14 protein-coding genes, 1 rRNA gene and 1 pseudogene are annotated in these 24,730 nt (G+C 74.1%); 6 read left to right on the top strand and 10 right to left on the bottom strand.

The features are described 5' to 3' along the window. Window positions 1-2,198 (top strand): annotated as a pseudogene (locus tag ACFV4F_RS36420) (hypothetical protein); the annotation flags it as partial. A 178-nt stretch (window positions 2,199-2,376) separates the two neighbouring features. Here the strand turns inward: ACFV4F_RS36420 and ACFV4F_RS36415 are convergent. Continuing rightward, window positions 2,377-4,155: a gamma-glutamyltransferase family protein gene (locus tag ACFV4F_RS36415; protein WP_380509213.1), complete on the bottom strand. Its 1,779-nt coding sequence runs from the start codon at window positions 4,153-4,155 to the stop codon at window positions 2,377-2,379. 253 nt (window positions 4,156-4,408) lie between these two features. Here ACFV4F_RS36415 and ACFV4F_RS36410 point away from each other — a divergent pair, with 253 nt between their 5' ends. Both ACFV4F_RS36410 and pntB read left to right on the top strand, forming a co-directional pair. Next, window positions 4,409-6,055 carry a Re/Si-specific NAD(P)(+) transhydrogenase subunit alpha gene (locus ACFV4F_RS36410; protein ID WP_380509210.1) on the top strand — a complete coding sequence of 549 codons (1,647 nt, stop codon included), beginning with the start codon at window positions 4,409-4,411 and terminating at the stop codon, window positions 6,053-6,055. Window positions 6,056-6,060: 5 nt separating this feature from the next. Beyond that, window positions 6,061-7,521 carry a Re/Si-specific NAD(P)(+) transhydrogenase subunit beta gene (gene pntB, locus ACFV4F_RS36405; protein ID WP_380509208.1) on the top strand — a complete coding sequence of 487 codons (1,461 nt, stop codon included), beginning with the start codon at window positions 6,061-6,063 and terminating at the stop codon, window positions 7,519-7,521. Between the two features lie 137 nt (window positions 7,522-7,658). On the opposite strand, the gene ACFV4F_RS36400 is transcribed toward pntB, so the two are convergent. Beyond that, window positions 7,659-9,959, bottom strand: coding sequence for an ATP-binding protein (locus ACFV4F_RS36400; protein WP_380509206.1), 2,301 nt, complete (start codon window positions 9,957-9,959; stop codon window positions 7,659-7,661). A 300-nt stretch (window positions 9,960-10,259) separates the two neighbouring features. Here ACFV4F_RS36400 and ACFV4F_RS36395 point away from each other — a divergent pair, with 300 nt between their 5' ends. Next, window positions 10,260-11,105 (top strand): hypothetical protein, encoded by an 846-nt coding sequence (locus tag ACFV4F_RS36395; protein WP_380509203.1) that lies wholly within the window; start codon window positions 10,260-10,262, stop codon window positions 11,103-11,105. Window positions 11,106-11,173: 68 nt separating this feature from the next. Next, a complete protein-coding gene (locus ACFV4F_RS36390) occupies window positions 11,174-12,340 on the top strand; it encodes a trypsin-like serine protease (RefSeq protein WP_380441510.1) in 1,167 nt (388 codons plus the stop codon). On the opposite strand, the gene ACFV4F_RS36385 is transcribed toward ACFV4F_RS36390, so the two are convergent. From ACFV4F_RS36385 to ACFV4F_RS36365, 5 genes are all read right to left on the bottom strand, one after another. Next, window positions 12,274-13,149, bottom strand: coding sequence for a hypothetical protein (locus tag ACFV4F_RS36385; RefSeq protein WP_380509200.1), 876 nt, complete (start codon window positions 13,147-13,149; stop codon window positions 12,274-12,276). The genes ACFV4F_RS36390 and ACFV4F_RS36385 overlap by 67 nt on opposite strands. A gap of 54 nt (window positions 13,150-13,203) precedes the next feature. Further along, window positions 13,204-13,527 carry a hypothetical protein gene (locus ACFV4F_RS36380; protein WP_380509197.1) on the bottom strand — a complete coding sequence of 108 codons (324 nt, stop codon included), beginning with the start codon at window positions 13,525-13,527 and terminating at the stop codon, window positions 13,204-13,206. 17 nt (window positions 13,528-13,544) lie between these two features. Next, on the bottom strand, window positions 13,545-15,743 hold the full coding sequence (locus ACFV4F_RS36375; RefSeq protein WP_380509194.1) for a glycoside hydrolase domain-containing protein: 2,199 nt from the start codon (window positions 15,741-15,743) through the stop codon (window positions 13,545-13,547). 62 nt (window positions 15,744-15,805) lie between these two features. Continuing rightward, window positions 15,806-18,433: a SpoIIE family protein phosphatase gene (locus ACFV4F_RS36370; RefSeq protein WP_380509219.1), complete on the bottom strand. Its 2,628-nt coding sequence runs from the start codon at window positions 18,431-18,433 to the stop codon at window positions 15,806-15,808. Between the two features lie 218 nt (window positions 18,434-18,651). Further along, on the bottom strand, window positions 18,652-20,802 hold the full coding sequence (locus tag ACFV4F_RS36365; protein ID WP_380441518.1) for a SpoIIE family protein phosphatase: 2,151 nt from the start codon (window positions 20,800-20,802) through the stop codon (window positions 18,652-18,654). 185 nt (window positions 20,803-20,987) lie between these two features. Here ACFV4F_RS36365 and ACFV4F_RS36360 point away from each other — a divergent pair, with 185 nt between their 5' ends. Then, window positions 20,988-21,545, top strand: coding sequence for a winged helix DNA-binding protein (locus ACFV4F_RS36360; protein ID WP_380509216.1), 558 nt, complete (start codon window positions 20,988-20,990; stop codon window positions 21,543-21,545). On the opposite strand, the gene ACFV4F_RS36355 is transcribed toward ACFV4F_RS36360, so the two are convergent. The 3 genes from ACFV4F_RS36355 to rrf all read right to left on the bottom strand — a co-directional run. Further along, complete coding sequence (locus tag ACFV4F_RS36355) at window positions 21,470-23,434, bottom strand: FG-GAP-like repeat-containing protein (RefSeq protein ID WP_380509192.1); 1,965 nt, start codon at window positions 23,432-23,434, stop codon at window positions 21,470-21,472. The genes ACFV4F_RS36360 and ACFV4F_RS36355 overlap by 76 nt on opposite strands. Before the next feature lie 316 nt (window positions 23,435-23,750). After that, window positions 23,751-24,389: a hypothetical protein gene (locus tag ACFV4F_RS36350; protein WP_380509189.1), complete on the bottom strand. Its 639-nt coding sequence runs from the start codon at window positions 24,387-24,389 to the stop codon at window positions 23,751-23,753. A 266-nt stretch (window positions 24,390-24,655) separates the two neighbouring features. Continuing rightward, window positions 24,656-24,730, bottom strand: a 5S ribosomal RNA gene (rrf, locus tag ACFV4F_RS36345); the annotation flags it as partial.

Genomic DNA, 24,730 nt, shown 5'->3' with positions numbered 1-24,730 from the left:
TCCCCGTCCCCACCCCCGTCCCCACCCGTACGGTCGCCGCGGCGCGCCCGACCACGCTGCCCGCCTCGGTCGTCGTCCAGCGCCTCGCCAACGGCTTCTGGCTCAGCCACGCGACGGCCCGCCCGGAGGCCGGGATGCCGTTCCTGGAGCAGCTCGCGACACCGCCCGGCACGACGCCGCTGCTCGTCGGCACGCCCACCCAACCCGTCCTGACCCCCGAGGAGTTCGCCGACGCCGCGCTGTCCCTGCCGACCGGCTCCGACCAGCTCCTCGTGAGCGCGCCGTGGGCGGACCCGGGGGCGCTCGCCGCCCTGTCCGGCACGCTCGCCGAGCGGCTCGGCCGGCCCGTGCACGCCGCGGTCGGCCTCCCGGTCGCGGGCGACGGCGCGTTCACCACCCGGGTGCTCGACCACCGCGGCGCCACCACCTGGGAGCCGTACCTGATCCGGCTGACCTCCGGCAGCCGTCACGACACCGTCAGCACCGCCTGGCGCAACGGCGGCGCCGGGTGGGACACCGTCGGCCCCGGACTGTTCCGCGCCTTCCCGTTCTGGTGCCTGGAGGCCGTGCCGGCCGGGCTCTGGCTGCGCCCCGAGCCGCCGTACGCGTGGGCGCCACGCTTCCTGCGCCCGGACCCGGCCCGCCCGCTGCTCGTGGTAGGCGAGCAGGCCCGACTGATCCCGCACGACGTGTGGGAGCAACTGTCCGCCCTGCTGGACCAGTTGCCCGGTGACGGCGCACGGGGTTTCGGGCTGCTGCTGCACGGCCTGGTCGACACGGCGTCCGAGAGCAGCGCCCGGTTCTTCGCACGGATGCACGGCCTGGTGTGGCTCAACCCGCCCGCCCGCACGCAGAACGGTCTCCCGGCTCCGGCTCTCCCCACGACGTACGCGGTGGGCGGCGGCCTCGGCACGCCGAGCGGGCCGAGCAGGCCGGGTACCCCGAGCGCGCCGAACGTTCCGGAACGCTTCGCCCTGCCGGCGCACCGGAACGAGGGGTTCGTGACGGGACGGGTCACACCCGCCGATCCGGAGCTCGCTCCCCCGGCCGCCCCGCCCGCCGGACTAGCCAACAGCAGTCCCGCGACGCACGCGATCCGGCCGGCCACCGCCGCGAGCCCATTGACGGCGGAGGCGACGGCGAGCGCCACCGCTCCGGCCGGGTCTCCCGCCACCGAGCGCCCGGCCGAACGGCCCACCGCCTCCACCGAACCCGCCGCCCCCACCGAGCCCGCCGCAGCCCCGACGCCTGAACCGCCCGTGGCCCCGGAGCCGGAGGAGCCCGCGGAGCCGGAGGTGGCAGAGGCGCCCGAGGTGGCAGGGACGCCCAAGGTGGCAGAGGCCGCAGAGGTGCCGGAGCAGCCCGAAGCACCCGCCCAGCCGATCGCCCTCACGGCCCGCTACTTCACCCCCGCCGACGTCCCGCCGCTCGCCCCCGTGAGCAGCGCCGCCGACCGGGACGCCTTCCGCTCGCTCCTCGGCGACCACTACCAGCGCGGCGCCGGCCGGGTCGAACCGGCCGTCACCCGCCTGCCGGGCCTGCGCTCGACCGGCCGGGACGACCTCAAGCCCGACCTGGTCGCCGTGCTGCTGCACCACGAGGGCGCCGACGTGCCCGCCGGCCCGGCCGCGCTGGTCGCCGGGGCCCGCAGCGGCGCGCCCGGCCCGCTCGCGCCCTACCTCGCCTGCCTGGCGTCGGGCCTGCGCCGCCTGCCGAGCCACCACGGCGCGGTGCTGCTCGGCGCCGACGTCCCGCCCGAGATCCTCGACGCCTACCCTCCGGGACTGGTCCTCGTCGAGCCGGCGCCGGTCACCGGCGTCTCCTCACCCGCGGCCGACCTCGGCACGCCGGTGGAGTTCGCCGTGTGGTCGACAACCGGGCGCCGGACGGCCGTGTTCGCCGCCGACGGCGAGGTACCGCAGGTCGTCTTCTCCCCCGGCACCACCTTCACCGTCCTCGACACCGTCCCCGGCGACGGCACGACCCGCCCCGCCCGCGTCCTGCTGCGCGAGACCACCAGCACGCCCCCGGCCACCGCCGACGCCGCACGCGACCGCAGTGCCCGGGACCGCCTGCGGGCCTGGCTGGAGCGCCGCGACGGCACGGCCCCGGCCGACCGCCGCCCGGTCACCGGACCGGAACGCTTCCGCCTGACGCCCGGCACCGCCCTGCCCGCCCGCCCCGGCGCCGGCCCGTGACCTGCCCGGCTCCGGCGGACGGCCCGGTCCTCGGCCGCCGGGCCCGGCGCTGACGAGCGCCTGGACGCAGGGCAGGTCATCGCCGGTCCCCGTCGAGTTCAGCGCGCAGCAGCGGTGATCACCCCGATATCGCCCCTGGAACGTCTGGAACTCCCCTGGAACGTCCCTCGGGTGGGCGTCACCTGCCCACGGCGTAGCCCTGCATGCCGCGCGGGTTGGCGGCCGCCGACAGGACGCCGGTCTCGGGGTCGCGGGCGACGGCGCACAGGCGGCCCTCCGACCACGGGCCCCCGACGGTGACGTCGTGGCCGCGCCGGCGCAGGCCCTCGATGACGTCCGGGCCGAGGCGGGACTCGACGAAGAGGCTGCCGGGCCGGCCGGCGCGCGGATAGAAGGAGCTCGGGAAGCTCTCGGTGTGCCAGTTCGGCTCGTCGATCGCGCCCTGGAGGTCGAGCCCGCCGCGCATCGGCGGGCGCAGGGCGAGGGCGAGGAGGAAGTGCAGGCTCCACTGGTCCTGCTGGTCGCCGCCCGGTGTGCCGAAAGCGAGGACGGGCCGGTCGCCGCGCAGGGCGAGGGACGGCGAGAGGGTGGTGCGCGGACGGCGGCCGGGGGTGAGGGAGTTGGGCAGTCCGGGGGTGAGGGCGGCCATCTGGAGGCGGGTGCCGAGCGGGAAGCCGAGTCCCGGGACGACGGGGTTGGACTGGAGCCAGCCGCCGCTCGGGGTGGCGGAGACGAGGTTGCCCCAGCGGTCCACGACGTCCACGTGGCAGGTGTCGCCGCGGGTGCCGCCGTCCCTGGCGACGGTGGGCTCGCCGGAGCCGGGCGCCGCCTCGGCGGGGGCGTACTCGGCGAGCCTGGGCGCACGGCCCTCGGGGCTGCCGGGCCGCAGGTCGTAGGACGCCCGGCCGCCGATCAGGGCACGGCGGTCGTCGTTGTACCCGGGCGACAGGAGCGCCTTGAGCGGCACCTCGGCGGCGTCGCCGAACGCGTCGCCGTACCAGGCCTCGCGGTCGGCCATGGCGAGCTTGGTGCCCTCCACGAGTGTGTGGACGTACTCGGCCCCGTCCAGCGTCCCGAAGTCGTCCGGCAGCAGGGCGAGTTGCTGGAGGAACACCGGGCCCTGGCTCCACGGTCCCGGCTTGGCGACCGTCCACCCGTTCCAGGTGTGCGTGACCGGCTCCTCGTAGTGCGCTTCGAAGGCCGCGAGGTCGTCGCCGGTCAGGGTGCCCGCGTGGCGCTCTCCGGAGGTGTCCAGCGCGGGACGGGCCGCGAAGCCGGCCAGTGCCTCGGCGATGAAGCCCTCCCGCCAGACCCGGCGCGCCGCGTCGATCTGTGCCTCGCGCCCGCTCCCGGCGGCCTCGGCCTCGGCGACCAGGCGCCGCCAGGTCGCGGCGAGCGGCGGGTTGGTGAGCAGCGCGCCGGGGCGCGGCGCGTGCCCGCCGGGCAGGTAGAGCTCCGCCGAGCTCGTCCACTCCCGTTCGAAGAGCTCCCGGACGGTCTCGACGGTCGCCCCGATCCGCTCGACCGCCGGGTGCCCGTGCTCGGCGTACCCGATGGCGAACCGCAGGACCTCCGCCAGCCGCTTGGTGCCGTGGTCGCGCAGCAGGAGCAGCCAGGCGTCGAACGCCCCGGGCACGGCGGCCGCCAGCGGTCCCGTCCCCGGGACGAGGGACAGGCCGAGCGAGCGGTAGTGCCCGATGCCCGCCCCGGCGGGCGCGGGCCCCTGCCCGCACAGCACCCGCACCGGCCCGTCCGCGGGCGCGAGGATGATCGGCACCTCGCCCGCGGGCCCGTTCAGGTGCGGTTCGACGACGTGCAGCGTGAACGCGGCGGCCACGGCCGCGTCGAACGCGTTCCCGCCGTCCTCCAGCACCGCCTGGCCGGCCGCCGACGCCAGCCAGTGCGTCGACGAGACCATCCCGAACGTCCCCTGCAAGGTCGGTCGAGTCGTGAACACCGGTACCCCTCCCATCCTGAAGCCCCCGCCGTCTCCGGTTGGCACCCATCGTGTCCACTGCCGACCGTCCTGTCACCACCGCCACCGCCCGGAGCCGCGCTGCTCCGGAGGGTGAGGATCGTCACTGGTTCGCTCCATGGGCCCGCAGGGTGGGTAGGTGTACGTTCCAGCGACCACCGGGCGGGGATCCCGACTCCCCCTCGATCGCAGTTGCTCCGGTCCGCAGCGCCTCCGGCGAAGAGAGGTACCAGACATGTCTGCACAGGTGCCGGTCCACCACCATCCACCCCAGCGCGTCGGTGTGGTCGCCGAGTCGAGCGTCGGGGAGACCCGCGTCGCGGCGACGCCACCGACGGTGCGGCAGTTGCTCGGGCTCGGCTACGAGGTCGTCGTCGAGTCGGGGGCCGGGACGGCCTCCGGCTTCACCGACGCGGCGTACGCCGAGGCCGGCGCGCGCATCGGCGACGCCTGGGCGGCCGAGGTCGTCCTGAAGGTCAACCCGCCGTCGGGCGACGAGATCGCCCGGTTGGGTGAGGACGCGACCCTCGTCGCCCTGCTCGCACCGGCGCAGCGCCCCGAACTGCTGAAGGCGCTGTCGGCACGCGGCGTCACCGCGCTGGCGCTGGACGCGGTCCCGCGGATCTCCCGGGCGCAGTCGATGGACGTGCTCAGCTCGATGGCCAACATCGCCGGGTACCGGGCGGTGATCGAGGCGGCCCACGTGTTCGGGCGGTTCTTCACCGGGCAGGTCACCGCCGCGGGCAAGGTGCCGCCGGCCAAGGTCCTGGTGGCGGGCGCCGGTGTGGCCGGGCTGGCCGCGATCGGTGCGGCGTCCAGCCTCGGCGCGATCGTCCGGGCGACCGATCCGCGGCCCGAAGTCGCCGACCAGGTCCGGTCGTTGGGCGGCGAGTACCTGGCCGTGGAGGTGGCCCAGGAGGCGGGCTCGGACGGCTACGCCAGGGCGACGTCGGCCGAGTACGACCGGGCCGCCGCCGCGCTCTACCACGAGCAGGCGCGGGACGTGGACATCGTCGTCACGACCGCGCTGATCCCCGGCAGGCCTGCGCCGCGGCTGCTCACGGCCGAGAACGTCGCGGCGATGCGGCCGGGCAGCGTCATCGTCGACATGGCCGCGGCGCAGGGCGGCAACGTCGAGGGCACCGTGCCCGGACGCGCCGTGGTCACCGACAACGGGGTCACCATCATCGGCTACACCGACCTGACGGCCCGGCTGCCCGCCCAGGCCTCGCAGCTGTTCGGCACCAACCTGGTGAACCTGCTGAAGCTGCTGACGCCGGGCGGGGACGGGCGGCTGGCCGTCGACTTCGACGACGTGGTGCAGCGGGCGGTGACGGTCGTCCGGGCCGGCGAGGTCACCTGGCCGCCGCCGCCCGTGGCCGTGTCGGCCGCCACCGCCGGCACAGCCACCACCGCCGCTGCCACCGGCCAAGCGGCTGCCGCGCAGATCGGCCCGAAGCCGTCCCGGCTCACCCCGCCGCTGCGCTTCGGGCTGATCGGCCTCGGGATGCTGGCGACCTTCCTCCTGATCGCCTACGCGCCGGCCCAACTGGCCCGGAACTTCACGGTGTTCGCACTTGCCGTGGTCATCGGCTACTACGTCATCGGCAAGGTCCACCACGCCCTGCACACCCCACTGATGTCGGTGACGAACGCGATCTCCGGGATCGTGGTGATCGGTGCCCTGCTCCAGATCGGGCACGAGAGCCGGCTCGTGACGGCGCTGTCCTTCGTGGCGGTCCTGCTGACGAGCGTGAACGTCTTCGGCGGCTTCGCCGTCACCCGCCGCATGCTGTCGATGTTCTCGATCTCCCCCACCTCCCAGCCGTCCCAGCCGTCCGCGTCGTCCCCGTCGTCCCAGCCGTCCTCCGAAAGGCGTTGAGTCCGATGACTTCCACGACGGCCTCCCACGCCGCGGACCTGGTCGCCGCGCTGCTGTTCGTCCTCAGCCTGGCCGGGCTGTCCCAGCACCGGACCTCGCGGGCCGGCGTCGTCTACGGCATCGCCGGCATGGCCCTCGCCCTGGTCGCCACCGTCGTGCTGGCGGCGCGGGACGTCTCCGCCGGCGCGGTCGCGCTGATCGTCCTCGCGATGGTGCTCGGCGGGGCGGCGGGCCTGTGGCGGGCGCGGCGGGTCGAGATGACGCAGATGCCCGAGCTCATCGCCGTGCTGCACAGCTTCGTCGGCCTCGCCGCCGTCCTGGTCGGCTGGAACGGCTACCTGGAGGTCGAGTCCCACGGGTCCGCCCAGACCCGGGTGGCCGGGGACCTGCTGGGCATCCACCACGCCGAGGTCTTCATCGGCGTGTTCATCGGCGCGGTCACGTTCACCGGCTCGATCGTGGCCTTCCTGAAGCTGTCCGCCAGGATCGCCTCGCGCCCGCTGGTGCTGCCGGGCAAGAACGCGCTCAACGTGGGCGCGCTGGCCGCGTTCGCGGTGCTGACGGCCTGGTTCACGGCCAGCCCGGGTCTCGGCCTCATGATCGCGGTCACCGTCCTGGCGCTCGCCCTGGGCTGGCACCTGGTCGCCTCGATCGGCGGCGGCGACATGCCCGTCGTCGTCTCCATGCTGAACAGCTACTCGGGCTGGGCAGCGGCGGCGGCCGGGTTCCTGCTCGACAACGACCTGCTGATCGTCACCGGGGCCCTGGTCGGGTCCTCCGGCGCCTACCTGTCGTACATCATGTGCAAGGCCATGAACCGCTCGTTCCTGTCGGTCATCGCGGGCGGGTTCGGCATCGAGGCTCCGTCGGGCTCCGCGCAGGAGCAGGGCGAGCACCGCGAGATCCGCGCGGAGGAGGCCGCCGGGCTGCTCGCCGCGGCCCGGTCCGTGGTCATCACACCCGGCTACGGCATGGCGGTGGCCCAGGCGCAGCACCCGGTGGCGGAGCTGACCCGGCGGCTGCGCGAGCGCGGGATCGGGGTGCGGTTCGGCGTGCACCCGGTGGCGGGCCGTCTGCCCGGGCACATGAACGTCCTGCTGGCCGAGGCGAAGGTGCCGTACGACATCGTCCTGGAGATGGACGAGATCAACGACGACCTCGCCGCGACCTCGGTCGTCCTCGTCATCGGCGCCAACGACACCGTCAACCCGGCCGCCACCGACGATCCGTCCAGCCCGATCGCCGGCATGCCCGTGCTGCGGGTGTGGGAGGCGGAGCAGGTGATCGTCTTCAAGCGGTCGATGGCCTCCGGCTACGCCGGCGTGCAGAACCCGCTGTTCTTCCGGGAGAACACCGGCATGCTGTTCGGCGACGCCCGGCAGAGCGTGGAGGCGATCCTCCGGGCCCTGCCCGAGGGCCACGGCGGTCCGGCCGCCGCCGTCCGCCAGACGACGGCGGCGGGTTAGCGAACGGCGGGTCGGCGGACGCGGCCGGTCGACGGACGCGACGGACGCGGCGGACGCGGCGGACCGCCCGGGCACCGGGCCCGGACGGTCCGCCCACCGGCCCGCCCGCCCGCCGGCCCACCGCACGAACCGCCCGCTCAGCCCTTCGCCAGCAGCCGCCGGACGTTCTCGGCCTTCGGGGAGCCGAGTTCCTCGTAGAGGGCGAGGCTGCGGCGCCACGCCTCGGCGGCGGCCGCGGCCTGGCCGAGGTGCCGGCGGATGATGCCGAGCTGTTCCAGCGCGGACGCGGTGCCGTCGCGGTCGCCGATGTCCTCGCGGATCGCCACGGCCTGCCCGGCCAGGTCCAGGGCCCTCGCGAAGTCGCCGGTGTCCTGGAGGACTTGGGCGGTGACGTGCAGGGCGTGGCCCTCGCCGTAGCGGGAGCCGAGCGCCTGGAAGGCGGCCAGCGCGAGGCGGCAGTTGACGAGTGCGGGGTCGTACCGGCCGAGGACGCGGTAGGCGGGGATCAGGTTGAGGAGGCAGACGGCCTCGCCGTAGCGGTCGCCGGCGGTGCGGAAGGCGTCGGCGGCACGGGTGAGGTGGCCGATGGCCGTCTCGTAGTCCTGGAGCTGGCGGTGGCTGACGCCCAGGTTGGCCTCGATCATGGCGGTGGCCTCCGGGTCGCCGTCGCCGAGGAGGCCGTCGGCGTGCCGGTAGCGGGAGATGGCCTCGCGGTAGTCGCCCTGGGCGTGGGCGAGGGTGCCGGCCTGGACGAGCATGAGGGCCTCGCCGGTGCGGTCCGCCGAGCGGCGGGCGTGGTCGAGGGCGAGCCCGGTGGCGTTGTTCCAGTCCCCCCAGTACTTGCGCAGGGTGAAGAACGGCCAGAGGCTGTGGGCGAGTTGCCAGCACAGCGGGTCGTCGTCCCGGCCGGCGGCGTGCCGCACGAGGTCGACGAGGTTGGCGCGTTCGGTCTCGTACCAGGCCATGGCCGCCTCGGCGCCGTCGAAGTCCGGCTGCGGCAGGCCGGGCGGGGGCGGTGCGGCGGGGGCGAGGCGGGCGTGCGGCACGAGGAGCATCCCGGCCCGGCGGGAGGCGTGCAGGTACCAGAGCGCGAGGCGCCGTTCGGCGGCGAGGCGCCCGGCCGGGGCGTCCTCATTGCGGGCGCGCTCCTGGGCGTAGAGCCGGATGAGGTCGTGGAAGCCGTAGCGGCCGGACTCGGGCGCCTGGAGCAGGTGGTGGGCGGTCAGTTCGGCGAGGAGCCGTTCGCTGGGCGCCGGGTCGCGGTCCAGCAGCGCGGCGGCGGCCGGCACCCCGACCGACCGGCCGGGCACCAGGGCCAGCAGCCGGAACGCGGCGGCCTGGTCGGGGGCGAGGTGGGCGTAGCTGGCCTCGAAGCTGACCCGCACCGCGCGGTCGCCGACCCGGAGTTCGTCCAGCCGTCCGCGCGCGTCGGCGAGCCGCTCGGCCAGCATCCGCACCGTGCGGCCGGGTTCGGTGACGAGCCGGCTGCCCGTGATGCGCAGCGCGAGCGGCAGGCCGGCGCAGTGGGCGAGCAGTTCGGTGGTCGCGTCCGGCTCCGAGGACAGCACGGCGGGGTCGGCGATGCGGCCGAGCAGGTCCCTGGCCTCGGTGTCAGTGAACGCGGCGAGCTCGATCCGCTCCACGCAGTCGAGTTCGGGCAGCCGGCTGCGGCTGGTGAGCAGCACCGCGCAGCCGCTGCTGGCCGGGAGCACGGGCCGGATCTGGGCGCCGTCGAGCACGTCGTCGAGCACGATCAGGACGCGTCGGCCGGTCAGCAGGCTCCGGTAGAGGGCGGCGCGTTCGTCGAGTGCCGGGGGGACGTCGGTGGGGCTCACGCCGAGCGCCCGCAGGAGGCGCGCGGCGACCTCGGCGGCGGGTACGGGCGCCTGGTCGGCGCCGCGCAGGCTGGCGAACAGCTGGCCGTCGGGGTAGCGGTCCCGGTGCGCGTGTGCGGCGTGCACGGCGAGGCTGGTCTTGCCGATCCCGCCGGGGCCGGTGACCACGAGCACCGGGGTCCGCCCGGCGGTGCCGTCGCGGCCGAGCGCGTGCCGGACGGCTTCCAGCGCTGCCGTGCGGCTGGTGAAGTCCGGTAGGTCCGCCGGGAGTTGAGCGGGAGCCCGGACGGCTTCCGAGCGTGGCGCGCCGGTCTCGGCGTTGGCACCGGCGTTGGCACCGGCGTTGGCACCGGCGTCCGTCCGGGGCCCGGCCGGCTCCGCACGGGCCGGCTCCGCACGGGCCGCGGCGATCAGTTCGGCCCGGTCGCCGTCGGCCAGCCCCAGCGCGTCGGCGAGCGCGGCGACCGACTTCAGCCGGGGGTTGCGCCGGCCCGCCTCCAGCATGCCGATCGCGTGCGTGGAGACGCCCGACCGTTCGGCGAGGCCCTCCTGGGTCCACCCGAGGCGCAGCCGGTATTCGCGCACCATGTCCCCGAAACGCACGACAACCCCCATCGCCCCCGCCGAGATGCCGCCGCCAACTATGGCATGTTCCATGCCAGGGCGTGGCGCGGGGAACGCAGGCCGAACGCAGGGGTTACGCCATGGACCGCCGACCCCGCCGGGCCAAGACTCGTGTCCGCCCGGATGCCGGTACCCGGCGGTACGCGAAGGATCCCAAGGACCCCTCGGGCCCGCAAGACCTGCGGCACCCGCCGTGCCCGTGGCGTCCGGGGCAGCACCGCACACCGAGGACCAGGAAGACCAGGAAGTCCAGGAGAGCCAGGAAGACCAGGGGGAATCGTGAAACGCATCAAGTCCGCGCTGGCGGCGGGTGTCGCCGGCGTGGTCGGACTCGCGGGCCTCGCGCTGGCCCAGCCGGCCGGCGCGGCGACGCCGGCCACGCAGCGAGTGCTCGCCGAACTCGGGCACGTCCAGGGCCTGTTGCCCGCCACCGGGCACGCTTCGGCCAGGGCCGAGGCGGCGGCCGAGCAGTCGCAGGCGCCCGCCCGGATCGCACTGAAGGGCGCCAAGGGCGCGGCCTCGCAGGTCCGTTCGCAGGTGGCGGTGTCGCCCGACGCGCTGCCGGACACCGACAGCGCCGTCATCACCGACACCACCGCCGTCTCGCACGTCTTCGTGCTCCGCACCGCGCGCGCCGCGACCGACGTGAGCTTCACCGTCGACGGCTTCGACGGCCGGCTGGTCGCCGATCCGCTCGGCGGCGTCCTGCTGGTCGACCGGACGACCGGCCGGGCCGACAGCCGGATCAGCGCGCCGTGGGCGTACGACGCCAACGGCCGTGCACTGCCGACCAGTTACACGGTCGACGGTGGCACCGTCACCCAGCACGTCGACACCCGCGGCGCCGCGTTCCCGGTCGTGGCCGACCCGCACTACACCTGGGGCTGGATCACCGGCACGGTGTACTTCAACCGCAACGAGACCTCGCACATGGCCTCCGACGCGGGCTTCACCGCGGCCATGTTCGCGTTCGCCCCGCCGCCGTTCAACCTGATCGGCGCCATGGTCGCCGGGAACATCTCCCGGGTGGCGTGGAACGCCGACAGCGACCACAAGTGCGTGAAGGTCAAGTCCCTGGCGCCGGTCTTCCCGGCGTCCGAGTACTCCGGGGGGTACTGCCGGTGATCACCAGGACGAAAGCATCGAACTCCCTCGCACGGAGGGCACTCCGGGCAGCAGTGGTCGCCGTCTCGATGCTGCTGACGCTGGCCTTCGCCGGGATCGCGACCCCCGCGACGGCGGTCACCGGCGGCGGACCGGCCACGACGGGGCAGTACCCGTGGATGGTCCACTTCCAGGACACCAGCAAGTACCCGCTCTTCAGCTACAGCTGCGGCGGCGTCCTGATCGCGCCGGACAAGGTCCTGACGGCCGGGCACTGCGGCCGGGAGTACCAGAGCAAGATCGACCACTCCGCGGTCGTGCAGGGGCAGACGAACATCCTCCAGGGCGGCACCGCCTACCGCATCGCCCGGATCGACATCAGCCCCCAGTTCTACCCCGACCAGGAGACCGGTCCCTGGAAGACGTACGACATCCACCAGGGCGACGTCGCCGTGGTGACGCTGCAGAACTCGATGGTCGGCGTGCCGACGATCCCGTTCGCGCACATCCCGGCCGACGAGACCCTCAGCGGGCAGGGCCTGATCCTCGGCTGGTCACTGGAGAACGTCGACAGCCACGGCGACCCCCGGGAGCGGCTCCGCTCGTCGATGGTCCCGATCCTGCCGGACTCGGCCTGCACCCGCCCCTACGGCGGCATGTACCGGGTCGGCCAGATGATCTGCGCCGGCGACGCCAAGCACGACGCCTGCAACGGCGACAGCGGCGGTCCGCTGATCCGCAACGGCTGGGTCATCGGGATCATCTCCGGCGGCGGCAACAACGGCTGCGACCAGGCCGGCTACCCCGGCACCTACACCCGGGTCGCCGCGTTCTCCAACTGGATCCAGCAGATGAAGGAGGACCGCGACCACGCGCCCTTCTACGTCAACGGCAAGTGCATGGACGGGGACGTCGCCAACGGCGACCACGTCCCGGGGATGAAGGTCCAGCTCTGGGACTGCAACGGCTGGCGCAACCAGTTCTGGTACACGCTGAAGGACCACATCTTCAACGACCGCAACAACTACTGCATGAGCGCCGACATCAGCCACGGGAGCTACAACGGGATGCCGGTGCTCCTCCAGCCCTGCCACACCTGGACCGCCCCGAACGAGACCTGGATCATCGACGGCTACACGATCAAGAGCGCCTACAACAACAAGTGCCTCGACGCGGACATATCCGGCGGCTACCACAACGGGATGAAAGTCCAGCTGTGGGACTGCAACGGATGGACCAACCAGCAGTTCTGGTGACCCCTCACGGACGCGCGGCGCCGCGGCCCACCCCGACCACCCAGGGCGCGGCCGCCCGCGCCCCCCCGCCCCGGCGCGCGCCCGCCGCGGGCCGGGTGGCGGGCCCGACCTGACGCGGGGTGCGCCGGGGCGAGCCGGTGGGGATCTGTGCGGCGGGCCGGGGCGAGCACGTCCACCGGGGTGCCCGCACCCTCGCCGGGACGGGCGCCCCAGCCGCGCAGGCGGTCGGCCAACTGCCGCACCCGGCGGTCCTCCGGGCCGGGGACGAGGTAGAACAGCGACTCGTCCACCTCGGCGTCATCCCCGCCCCAGCGCACGACGCCCTCGCACTCGGCGAGGATGTCCCGCAGCACCAGCTCCTGGTGGGCGAAGAGCCCGCCCTTCGCCGAGGCGCCGGGGCGGATGCGCACGGCGGTGCCGGAGGCGAGGTTCGACTCCGCGGCGCCCGCGCGCAGGCCGCCGATCGCCTGCCAGCCGAGCAGGTCGCCGCTCGGGAGCTCCTCCACCTCGTAGTGGAAGCGCCGGATCACGTGGACGAGGATCTCCTCCGCGTCACCGATCCGGATGTCGACGGTGAGGCCCGTGCCGGCCACCGGGCGGGTCCAGACCGTGGAGACGTGGTTCGCCTCCTTCTCGATCGTCCAGCCGTTGGCACTGGTCGGGAGCTTCTTCGCCGGGACGCCCGGCTCGGCCGTCCCCTTCGACGGCGCCGCCGAGGCGGTGCCGGGGAGCAGCGCGCCCAGGGCCGTGGCCGCGCCGACGACGGCGGCACCCTTGACCGCGGCCCGCCGCGTGAATCCGATCTGCACGTCTTCCATTTCCTTGTGTCCCCCTATGTCTTCCGTCTTCCGGTACGCCGTCTGCTACAGAACGACGATCAGCACGAGCGTGGGCACGAGCAGCAGCAGCGCGCTGACCGGCCAGTACGCCCGGCCCGAGCCCGGGGCCGTCCGCCGCCGCACGGCCCGGTTGGCGAGCCACCACAGCAGCGTGAACATCCCCACCACCGGGACCAGGACCAGCAGCATCGGCAGGACGCCGTCGTTCTCAGTCGGCTCCCGCGTGGTCCAACCCAGGGCGGCGAGCGGCCAGTTGGCGGCGAAGTACCAGAGCAGCCAGACCGGCACGACGGCGGGCAGCCCCAGCAGCAGGTTCAGGGCGGCGGCGGCCGGCGAGTACGTGCGCATGTGCTCGTGCCCCGGGCTCACTTGCTGCGCGACAGCAGGTTGTAGTTCTCCAGCACGTTGTACAGCCCGATCAGCTCGCGGCCGTACTGCTGCGCCGCGTCGCCGAGGCCGTTGTAGCGGGCGAGCAGCGCCTGGGTGTCGGCCTGGCCGGTGGTCAGTCCGGGCCGGGCGATGCCGAGCTGGCGGGAGTTGTAGATCGTCAGGTAGGTGACCGAGCGGATGTTGTAGGCCGGGTCCTGGAGGTTGTCCCAGACCTCCCGCAGGTTGGCCTCGGTGAGCTTCGTCCCGTTGATCAGGCCCTCGCTCAGGCAGTGGTTGCGGGCCTCGATGGCGATCCGGGCGAAGATCTGGCCCCAGCCGGTGCTGCAGTCGTCCTTGAGGCCGTTGCGGACGGCGGCGTCGGCGGCCACGTCGAGCGCGTTGAGCTTGCGCAGCTCCCACAGCACGGGGGCCTGGATCAGCGCCTTGCGCAGCTTGAACTCGCGGGCGAGCGCGGTGAACAGCCAGTCGGCGCTGAGCACGAGGTCGAAGGCCTTGGTGGTGGAGACGCCGCCGAGGGTGGCCCAGTCCTTGTCCGTCCAGCCGTCGCCGCCGGTCTCCGGCACGCCGATCGAGGTGAGGTAGCCCTGCACGTCGCGCAGCATGGCGTCGCGGTAGGCGGTCTTGTCGAGGTCGGTGTCGAGCCCGGCGACGGTGCCGGCGCCGGGGTCGAAGTCGCCCTGGCCGGTGTCCCGGCCGGAGGCGATGTCGGTGTCGATCTCGATGGCCGACGCGCCGCTGCCCACCGTGACGGTGGCGATCTGGTCGAACGCCCAGTTGCTCGGCATCGGGTAGCCGAGGTTGCCGGAGAAGCCGCTGGACATGTCGGAGACGAAGCTGGTCCGGGCGAAGCCCGCGTCGGCCACCCGCTGGCACACGTTGCGCGGCCCGTAGACGCCGACCTGGTAGGACGAGTTCTCGCTCACGGTGTGGTGCACGCCGCGGAAGTGCGGGATGACATAGCTGCCGACCTCGCCGTCCATGGCGTCGTAGTCGACCGCGAAGTAGATCGTCGTGCCGGCCTTGAAGCCGTGGAAGCGCGCCCACTCGATCGCGCGGAACGCGTCGCTGGTGCCCTGGTTGTAGCTGAAGTAGTCGGCCGACCGGCTCCACGTCTGGTAGATCGGGAAGCAGCGCAGCCCGTACTGCCTGATGGTGTCCAGCTCGCCGGGCTGGATCTGCTTCTCCGGCAGGCTGGTGGTCGACGGGTTGGACAGGTACCGGCCGACGTACTGGTAGCCGGCGTCCTTGAGGGCCTGCGCGCGGGCCGGGGTGATCTTGGTGACGCCGTCGCAGGCGCTGCCGCGCCGGCTCTGGTCGCCGTAGGAGACGAGCAGCGAGGCCCAGGTCTGGAAGTCGCCGACGCCGGTGACCGGCAGCTTGACGAAGGACTGGAACGCCTCGACCCCGCTCTTCACGGCGGCCGTGAAGTCGCCGAACGCGACGTCCCGCCGGTTGAGGACCATCGCCGCCGTGAACAGCATCGGCCAGGTGCCGGTGGCGCCGGCCGAGACGGTGTGGCTCTTGAGCCCCGCCTGGGTGCCGGGCCCGAACGCGCCGTTGGCGGTGCCGTCGGCCATGCCGATCTCGTACTGAATCGCGAAGAGCATCGACTTGGCGACGTCCCGCGAGTGGTGCCCGTCGCAGGGGATCACGAAGAAGTCCCTGCGGTTGACGTAACGGCCGTTCAGCCAGCGCTGGATGGCCCGGATGCCGTCCGTCCCGTCGCCGACGGTGACGTACGCGTCCATGGTGAGCAGGCCCTTGACGACCTTGGGTTCGAGCGAGCTGCCAGGGAACACCCCGTCGAGGCCCATGTGGAGCTTGAGCTTGGCGACCGCCGCCCTGACCCGGCCGTTGTACGTGCCGTCGATCTCGCCGCCGTCGTAGCCCTTGCAGTACAGGGCGGCCTGCAGGATCCGGCAGAAGTTCGCGGACGGGACGGTCGTCTCGTCCAGCTTCGGGTACTTGGCCTGCAGCGTCGACAGCGTGGTCGGGCCGAAGGAGTTCGAGAGGGAGGTGATGCCCATCTCGTACTGGAGCGCGCGGGTCAGCGCGTACATCACCGTCCAGCCGGTGCGGCCGTCCTCGTCCAGCTTCGAAATCCCAAGCGTGGCACCGTTGTTGTAGGTCGTGTTGACGAACCTCTGAGCCAGCCGGACCATCTCGTCAGCCATGGGCTGCGATCCCCCCGTTCGCGCCTCGCCACGGCTCCTCCGCCGCGGCACGGCCACGAACTTTACCAGGGCTTTTCCTGGCCTTGGCGATCGGATTGCAGGAACTGCTCGGCCCAGATGATCTTGCCCTCGGCGGTGTAGCGCACGCCCCAGCGGTCCGTGAGCCGGGCCACCAGGTACAGGCCGCGCCCGCCCTCGTCCTCGTCGGCCGCGTAGCGCAGGTGCGGGGAGGTGCTGCCGGTGTCGGAGACCTCGCAGATCAGCGTGCGGTCGTACAGCAGCCGCACCCGGATCGGTCCGCTCCCGTAGCGGATGGCGTTCGTCACCAGCTCGCTGAGCACCAGCTCGGTGACGAACCCGGCCTCGTCCAGGCCCCAGTCGCCGAGCCGCCGGACGGCCTCGGCGCGGACCTCCGCCACCGCCTCGAACTCGGCGCTGACCTCCCACCCGGCGATCCGCTCCGGCGCCAGCACCCGGGTGCGGGCGACGAGGAGCGCGATGTCGTCGCTCTGCCGCGCGGGCAGCAGGACGTCGAGCACGGCGGTGCAGACCTCCTGGGGCGAGCGGCCCGGACGGCCGAGGGTCTCGGTGAGGAGGTCCAGGCCGACCCCGACGTCGCGGGTGCGGTCCTCGATGAGGCCGTCGGTGTAGAGCACCAGGCTGCTGCCCTCCGCCAGCCGCAACTCCGCGGCCTCGAACGGCATTCCGCCCAGACCGAGCGGCGGACCGGCCGGCAGCACCGGCAGCTCCACGGTCCCGTCCGGGTGGACGAGCGCGGGCGGCGGGTGCCCGGCCCGGGCCAGGGCGCAGATCCCGGTCGTCGGGTCGTAGATGCAGTAGAGGCACGTCGCGCCGGTGATCGCGTGCTCCCCGTCGGAATCCGCCGTCTCCTGGTCGATGTGGGTGACCAGCTCGTCCAGGTGCCCGAGGAGTTCGTCCGGCGGCAGGTCGAGGGTGGAGAAGTTCTGGACGGCGGTGCGCAGCCGGCCCATGGTCGCGGCGGCGTGCAGGCCGTGGCCGACCACGTCGCCGACGACCAGCGCGACCCGGGCGCCCGGCAGCGGGATCACGTCGAACCAGTCCCCGCCGACCCCCGCCTGGGCCGGCAGGTAGCGGTGGGCGACGTCGACGGCGCTCTGCTCGGGCAGGGCCCGCGGCAGCAGGCTGTGCTGGAGCGTGACGGCCATCGTGTGCTCGCGCGTGAAACGGCGGGCGTTGTCGACCGACACGGCGGCCCGGGCGGTCAGCTCCTCGGCCAGCGACAGGTCGTCCTCCTCGAACGGACCCCGCTCCCGGCCGCGCCAGAAGCACGCGACGCCCATCAGCACGCCCCGCGCCGTCAGCGGCACCGCGATCAGCGAGCCCAGGCCGAACTCCAGCACCGCCTGGGTGCGTTCGGTGTCCTGCCGCCGCCACCCCGCGTCGGCCGCCAGCTCGGGCACCAGCGTGGAGCGCCCGCCGACGAAACCCTCCGCCTGCGGGGTGCTCCCGGCCCACCGGACCAGCTCCCCCCGCGGGTACAGCGGCGAGTCGTCCCTGATCCCGTCGACCGAGACCCGCCGCAGCTCGACCGGCTCGCCGACGGCCGGCGTCCGCGGCTCCTCACCGCTCAGGACCGCCTCGGCGAGGTCGACGGTCGCGAAATCGCAGAACTCCCGGACGGCCATCCCCGCGAGTTCGTCCGCGGTGCGCCGCACGTCCAGCGTCGTGCCGATGGCGACGCTCGCGTCGTAGAGCATCCGCAGCCGGCCGCGGGCGGTCTCGGCCCGCCCCGCGAGGGCGCGCAGCTCGGTGGAGTCGCGCAGCGTGGTGACGCTGCCGGCCGGGCCGTCCCCGCTGTCGGTGGGCCGGGTGTTGACGGCCAGCAGGCGCTCGCCGACGGGGAGCACCTCGTCGCTCACCTCGCGGCCGGACACCAGCAGTTCGGCGGTGCGCGCGGCGAGGCCGAGGTCCGTGACGGCGCGCCCCTCCGCGTCGGCGGGCAGGTCGAGCAGCCGCCGCGCCTCGTCGTTGGCGAGCAGGATCCGGCCGTCCCCGCTGACGATCACCACGCCCTCGCGCACCGCGTGCAGCACGGCGTCGTGGTGCTCGTACATCCGCGTCATCTCCTCCGGCCCCAGGCCGTGGGTCTGGCGCAGGAGCCGCCGCCCCACCAGCGCCGTCCCGCCCGTGGCGACGCCGAGCGCGACGGCGCCGGCCCCGAGGACGACCGGCAGCTGGCGGTCGATCGCGCTGCTGACGTTGGCGACCTTCATCCCGGAGGACACGATCCCGACGACGGCGCCGCCGGAGTCCTCGACCGGCACGACGACCTGGTACTCCTGGCCGAGCGGCCCGTGCACCTGCTCGACGGTGACCTTGCCCTCCAGCGAAGGACCGATGGTGCCGACGAACTTCTTGCCGATCAGCTGCGGCTCGGGGTGGGTGTAGCGGATGCCGTTGCGGTCGGTGACCACGATGAAGTCGACCATGGCCGCCTTGCGGGCCGCCTCGGTCAGCGGCTGGAGGACGGCGCTGGGATTCGGCCCCTCCATCGTCGCCACCAGGCCCGGACCGTGGGCGAAGCTCTCGGCGGCGGCGAGCGAGCGGTCACGGGCCGCGTCGAACCGGTCGCTGCGGGACTGCACCAGCAGCGCCACGACGGCCACCACCACGAGCAGCAGGACGATCAGCACCTGGAGGACGAACATCTGGCCGGCGACGCTGCGGATCCCCAGCACCGACCGCGGGCGCCGCGCCGGAGGTTCCCGCGGTACCGGATTCGGGTGTCGCCGCTCCCGGCGGCCACCCGGTCGGCCCGGGGGCAGCCGGGGCGTGGGGCCCTGGTCCGCGGCCATACCCCCATGATCCCGCCCCGGGCGCGGGCGGAAACGTCGGACGGGAACGTCGTGCGGGCCGGCGCACGGGCTCAGCGCGGGACGGACCGGACCAGCAGCAGCGCCACGTCGTCGGTGCGGTGCTCTCCGTGCCCGGCCCGGTCGATCAGCGCGTCGGCCAGCCGGTCGAGCGGCTCTGCGCCGCGCCGGGCCAGCGTCGCGACGAGGCCGGCCAGCGCCCGGTCGGGATCGGCCCCGGGGGTGTCGACCAGGCCGTCGGTGTACAGGACCAGCGTGGTGCCGACCGGCAGGGGGACGGAAATCTGCGGGTACTCGGCGGCCGGGTCGACGTTCAGCACCATCCCGACGTCCGGCTCCAGCACCTCCGCCCGGCCGTCCGGCCCGTACAGCAGCGGCGCCGGGTGCCCGGCGTCGGCCAGCCGGGCCTCGCGCCGGGCGAGGTCGACGCGCAGGTAGGCGCAGCTGGCCAGCAGCGCCGTGTCCAGGTCGGCCAGCAGGCGGTTGGTGCGGCACAGCACGGTGCCCGGGTCGGCGTCGGCGGACGCGAAGGCGCGCACGGCGGTGCGGACCTGGCCCATGAGCGCGGCGGCGTTGACGTTGTGGCCCTGGACGTCGCCGATGACGACGGCGACGTCGTCCGGCCCGACCCGCAGGAGGTCGTAGAAGTCGCCGCCGACGTCCATGCCCTCGGTGGCGGGCAGGTAGCGGGCGCGGACGTCCAGGCCCGGCACGGCGGGCAGTGCCCGGGGCAGCAGGCTCTCCTGGAGGCCGTGGGCCAGGCCGAGCTTGGTGTCGTACAGCCGGGCGCGGTCCAGCGCCTGGGCGATCAGCCCGCCGAGGGAGGTGAGGACGGCCCGCTCCTCCAGGTCGAAGCGGTGCGGCTCGGCGAAGGCGAGCACGCACGTGCCGATCAGCCGGCGCGAGGTCACCAGCGGCAGGTAGGCCCACGCGGCCATCCCGTCCTGCGTCTCGTGGCGGCCCGGGTAGAGCCGCTCCAGCTCCGCGCGGCTCTCGAAGTAGGCCGGCACGGCGTGGGTGGAGGCCCGGACGCCGGGCGTCGGCTCGGTCAGCGGGGTGCCGTCGAACTGGTCGACCAGGCCGGGCGGGTAACCGCGGTGGCCCGCGATGCGCAGCCGGCCGCCCTCGGCCAGCAGCACCGCCACCGCCCGGCCGCCGAAGGCCGGCACGATCTGCTCGGCGACCATGGCCACGACGTCCTGCACGCTGATCGCCTCGGTCAGCGCGCTGGCCAGGTGGAGCAGGTGGTACAGCGCGCCGGGCCGGGCCTGCACCGCCCGGTCGGCCGCCGTGCCCGCGGGCCGCTCCCGGCGGGTGCCGGCGACGGCGGTGAGCGGGGCGACGGGGGCGACCGGGGCGATCCGGACGGTGAGGCCGGTCGGGTCCGGGAACAGCTCGAACGACAGCCGGCGGTCCGGCGGCCGGACGGCGACGAACGCCGCCGACTGCCCGCTGATCACCGCCGCCCGGCAGTGGTACTCGTACACCGGATCGCGCAGCCACGGCAGCACCGCCCACGGCCGCAGGCCCAGCAGCCGCTCGGCCGGCTCCCCGAGCAGCTCGGCGGCGGCCGGGGTGACGGCGGCCAGCCGGCCGTCCAGGTCCAGCGCGCAGAGGCCCTCCGGGAGCCGCGCCGCCATCGCCGCGACCGGCTCGACCGGACGCCGCTCCGCCACCGCCGGGCGCGGGCCCGGACGGACCGGCCGCCCGGCGTCGGCGGCCTCCGCCACTACCTGGGCCAGGCGTCCGGCGAGCGCGTCGAGCGCGCCGCGCTCCCAGGGCGACAGCTCGGGGGCGTGCGCGGCGGGCCACAGCACGAACAGGGCCCCGTACGTCGTCCCGCGCGCGACGAGCGGCGCGGCGGCCAGGCAGAACGCGTACGGCATCGCGACCGCGACCCTCGGGTACCGGCGCGCCAGCTCCTCCGCGCCGGCCACCCACACCGTCCGGCCGCCGCGCACCGCGTCGACCACCGGGATCGGCGCGGTCATGCCGATGTGCTGCCACGGCCTGGTGAACTGCCGGACGGCCCCCAGCGTCATGGCCAGTTCGAGCACCTGCCGGTCCTCCGACAGCAGGTAGACCCCGCCGAGGTGCGCGCCGAGCCGCTCCGGCGCCGACCGCAGGACCTGCCCGACGGCCTCCAGGCCCGGCTCCGCCGCCGTCCCCGCGTCCTCGGGGGACGCCTGCCGTGCCACGCCCATCACGATTACCCCATTCGGCCGACCGGCCCCCTCCCATAGTGGCCCGGCCGGGCGCCGTACGTCCCGTCGCCGCCGGGAACCACCGCGGACCCCGGCTACCGGATCCCGCCCGGCGCCGCCCGCGGCGCCGCCTCCCTGCCTCCCCGACGCCCCGGACGGCGTGACCACCACCGCCGACGACCCGACTGCCGAACCCCGGCCGGCACCACCCGGCGCCGTCCCGCACGCCCCGACCGGCCCGGCCGCCCTTCTACCGGATCCCGCTCGCCATCCCCCGGCCGGTCGCCCTGGCCGCCCCGGGCCGCCTGCTGGTCCGCGAACAGGGCAGCCCCAGCCGACTCGTCGACGCCCTGGTCCGGCGCGACCTCGTCGGCCGCGTCCCGCACGAGCAGGACGAGCGCGCCGTCCTGATCCACCTCACGGACGCCGGCCGCGCCCTGGCCGCCCGGCCGGGCGAGGCGGGCGCCCGCCTGACGGCAGAGGACGTCGAGACCCTCACCGCCCCGCTGCCCACCCTCCTCGACGGCACGGACGCCGCCCGGGCCGTCCGCAGCCGCTTCCCGCGCCGGGGAGCCAGCCTCCGGCCAAGAGGAAGGGGGCGGCGGCATCTGCCACCACCCCCTGGTCACGTCCCGCTGCTCAGGCCCCGTCGGTCAGGCCCCGCTGGTCAGGCCCCGCCGGCGATCTGGCCGAGGCCGGTCCAGCCGTCCGGGCCGCTCGGGTCGCCGCCGTTGTTGGCGTAGGCGGTGACGTGGCCCGCCGGGTCGGTCCTGAGGTAGTCGGCGTGGGTGTCGCCGGTGAAGTCGACGAGCTGGACGCTGGTGTGATCGGTGGTCACGCCGGTTGCGGTCCGGCCGATGTACTGCCAGCCGCCGTGGCCGTCGCCGCCCCGGTTGAGCCACGTGGAGACGGAGCCGTCCGGGTTGATGACGTGGTAGTCGGCCTTGCCGTCCCCGTCGAAGTCGGCCAGCCGGACCCGGCTGCGGTCGGTCGTGACACCCGTGGCCACCTGGCCGAGGCCGTACCAGCCGCCGGAACCGGCCGGGTCGCCGCCGCGGTTGAGGAAGACGGTGACGGAGCCGTCGGGCTTGATCAGCCAGTAGTCGGCCTTGCCGTCACCGTCGAAGTCGGCGAAGCGCACCTGGTCCTGGTCGGTGGTAAGACCGGTGGCCACCCGGCCGAGGGGCAGCCAGCCGGCGCTACCGGCCGCGTCACCGCCGCGGTTGAGCCACACGTTGACCGAACCGTCGGGGTTGATCACCCAGTAGTCGGCCTTGCCGTCCCCGTCGAAGTCCGCGAGACGGACCCGGCTGCGGTCGGTCGTGACGCCCCCGGCGACCTTGCCGATCGACTGCCAGCCGCCGGCCCCGTCACCGCCGCGGTTGAGCCACACGTTGACCGAACCGTCGTCCTCGATGGTGACGTAGTCGGGCTTGCCGTCGCCGTCGAAGTCGGCCCAGCGCAGCCGACCGCTGCCCCCGACCTCGTTCGCGGTCGCCGAGCGGTGGTCGCGGGTGTCCGCGATCCACCCGGCGATGTCGTCGACCCGGGTCTCGGTGGCACCCTGGCGGGTCTCCGTCTCACCGAGGCAACCGCCCTGCCAGGCCCGGCTGATGACGGCGGCGAGCTCGACGCCGCCGTTCTTGGCACGCAGCGCCGGGGCACCGGCGTCGCCCTTGCAGACGGTGTCGGCCGCGGTCTTGGCGGTGAGGTCCACGCTGGAGGAGGCCACGGCGCCGGTCGTCAGCGTCGCGCTGTGGGACTGGGCCGGCAGCCAGTCGGACTTGGTGCGGCCGAAACCGAGCACCTGCAGGTCCTCGCCGGCGGCCGGCGCGGCCGTCGCGACGGCCACCGGGGTGACGCCGTTGGCGGGCTCGACCAGACGGATCATCATGACGTCGCGGTCGCTCCGCGGCACGAGCGTGGAGACGTCGTACCCGTGACCGGCGATGGTGACCGTGGTCCGGGCCTTCGGGATGCCCGCCGGAACGGTGATCGGGTCGTCCGGCTTGTCGGTGAAGCACCCGGCCGCCGACAGCACCCACTGCGGGGCGATCAGCGTGGCGGTGCAGGAGCGCGAGCCCGGGTGGCCGGGCTGCCCGACCGTGACGGTGCCGATCGCCGGGTTGGACCCGGCCGCGGGCGTCGCGGCGGGGCCGTCGGTGGCGTTGAGCTCCAGCAGCGTGGTCGAGCCGCTGGTGCCGCCCTCGCCGACCGGGGTCCAGGCGTTCTTGTTGACGTCGACGCTGCTGACCGTGCCCGCGGTGTTCAGCGTGGCCTTGATCGTGTGGTCGTCGCCCTTGATGTTGTAGATCTGCGGGATCTCCAGCGACAGGTACCCCGTCGGCCCGGTGATCCTGAAACAGACCTGGCTCGGCGTGGCCGCCCGGCTGTACAGCTCCACCAGGCCCGGACCCGACGCGCAGTCGGCGAGCACGATGTGCCCGTCGCCCGCCTTGAGCGTGATGTTCCGGTCCGCCAGGACCTTCGCGGCGCCCGGGTAGGAGAAGTCCTCCGCCGCGGACGGCTTGGCCGGCTCCGCCGCCGTCGCCGGCGAGGACGAGAACGTGGCCAGGGCGGGAACGGCCAGTGCCGCCGCCAGCGGCCTTATCAGTCTCCGGCTTATTCGCAAAACAACTCCCCGTAAATCGACATGCCCGGGGAATCGCCAACGCCCCCGAGCTGGCAAAGTTCAAACAAACTTTCCGAAAGCTACTGGGCGCATTTCGCGTACGTCAAACGGGCCGAATCCCGGCCGGTGCCGGGAACTGACGGACGGTCGGCCCGACCGTCCGTCAATCCGGTGTCAATCCGCCATCGGCAGGGCCATGAAACTGATATTTCGGGCAATCAGGGCGCGTGAAATCACCGCCGGGGAAAAGAGCCGTGAGCGGTATCACAGCCCTCTCCGCGGGTCACCGGCCCTCGGTCACCAGCCCTCCGACCCGTCAGGCGCCGGTGGCCAGGCGGCGCCCCTCCTCCAGGAACGCCATCACACCCATGACGCCCGCGAGTGCACCCAGCGGCCGGGCGGCACCGAACGGCGCGTTCCAGAAGCCGCCCTCCCGCGCGGTGTGCGGGCCGACGTACGCGTACGGCAACGGGAGGTAGGAGTCGCCGAGCGAGACGCCGTAGTTCACGTCGCCGACGGTCACGCCGATGTCGAAGTGCTCGGGCCAGATGACCGGTTCCGTCCCCGGGAACAGCCCGCGCAGTGCCGCGTCGCCGACCGCGAAGCCGTCCAGCAGCCGGCGGGCGGCGGCCGGGTCCACCTCGATCGAGTCGTCGGCCGCCCGGCCCGCCCCGTCCCCGTACAGCCCGGCGGGTGCGCCGGCCGACAGTCCGAGGGCCGCCCCGAGCGCGGCGCACGTGGTCCATTCGAGGGACAGCACCTGCCCCGGCGCCACCAGCTCCGCCCCGACCACGCGCAGCTCCGCCCCGACGGACGTGGCGAAGCCGCCCGCACTCGCCTTCAGCCGGATCGTGCCGTCGGTGCGGTACTGCGGCCCGGCCAGGACCAGTTCGGCCACGGCGTGCAGGGAGCGGCGGGTGCGTACGAGGGTCTCGGTGTCGATCTCGGTGTCCATGGACGAATGATCTCCCAGGTGGGAGGCCTGCGCGTAATCCCCGCGCCCTCCGCGGTCACGGCGGGGCACCGATCGCGAACGACCGGGGACCCTACGCGCTCCCCGGGAAGGGAGGGCGTACGGTCCCCGGCTCCGGTGCCGCAGGTCAGCGAGGGACCGTCAGTGGAACATCCGGTCGCCGCGGCAGGCACCGGAACGGCGGGCACCGGAGCACAAAAACAGAGAAGCCCCACCCGGTGACCGGATGGGGCTTTTCTTGAATGATTGTTCGGCGGCGTCCTACTCTCCCACAGGGTCCCCCCTGCAGTACCATCGGCGCTGTGAGGCTTAGCTTCCGGGTT

Origin of the sequence: Kitasatospora sp. NPDC059722 (assembly GCF_042733235.1) — a bacterium.
GTDB lineage: Bacteria > Actinomycetota > Actinomycetes > Streptomycetales > Streptomycetaceae > Kitasatospora.
Note: the sequence above shows the minus strand (reverse complement) of the source record. Positions and strands in the feature narration are given on the sequence as shown.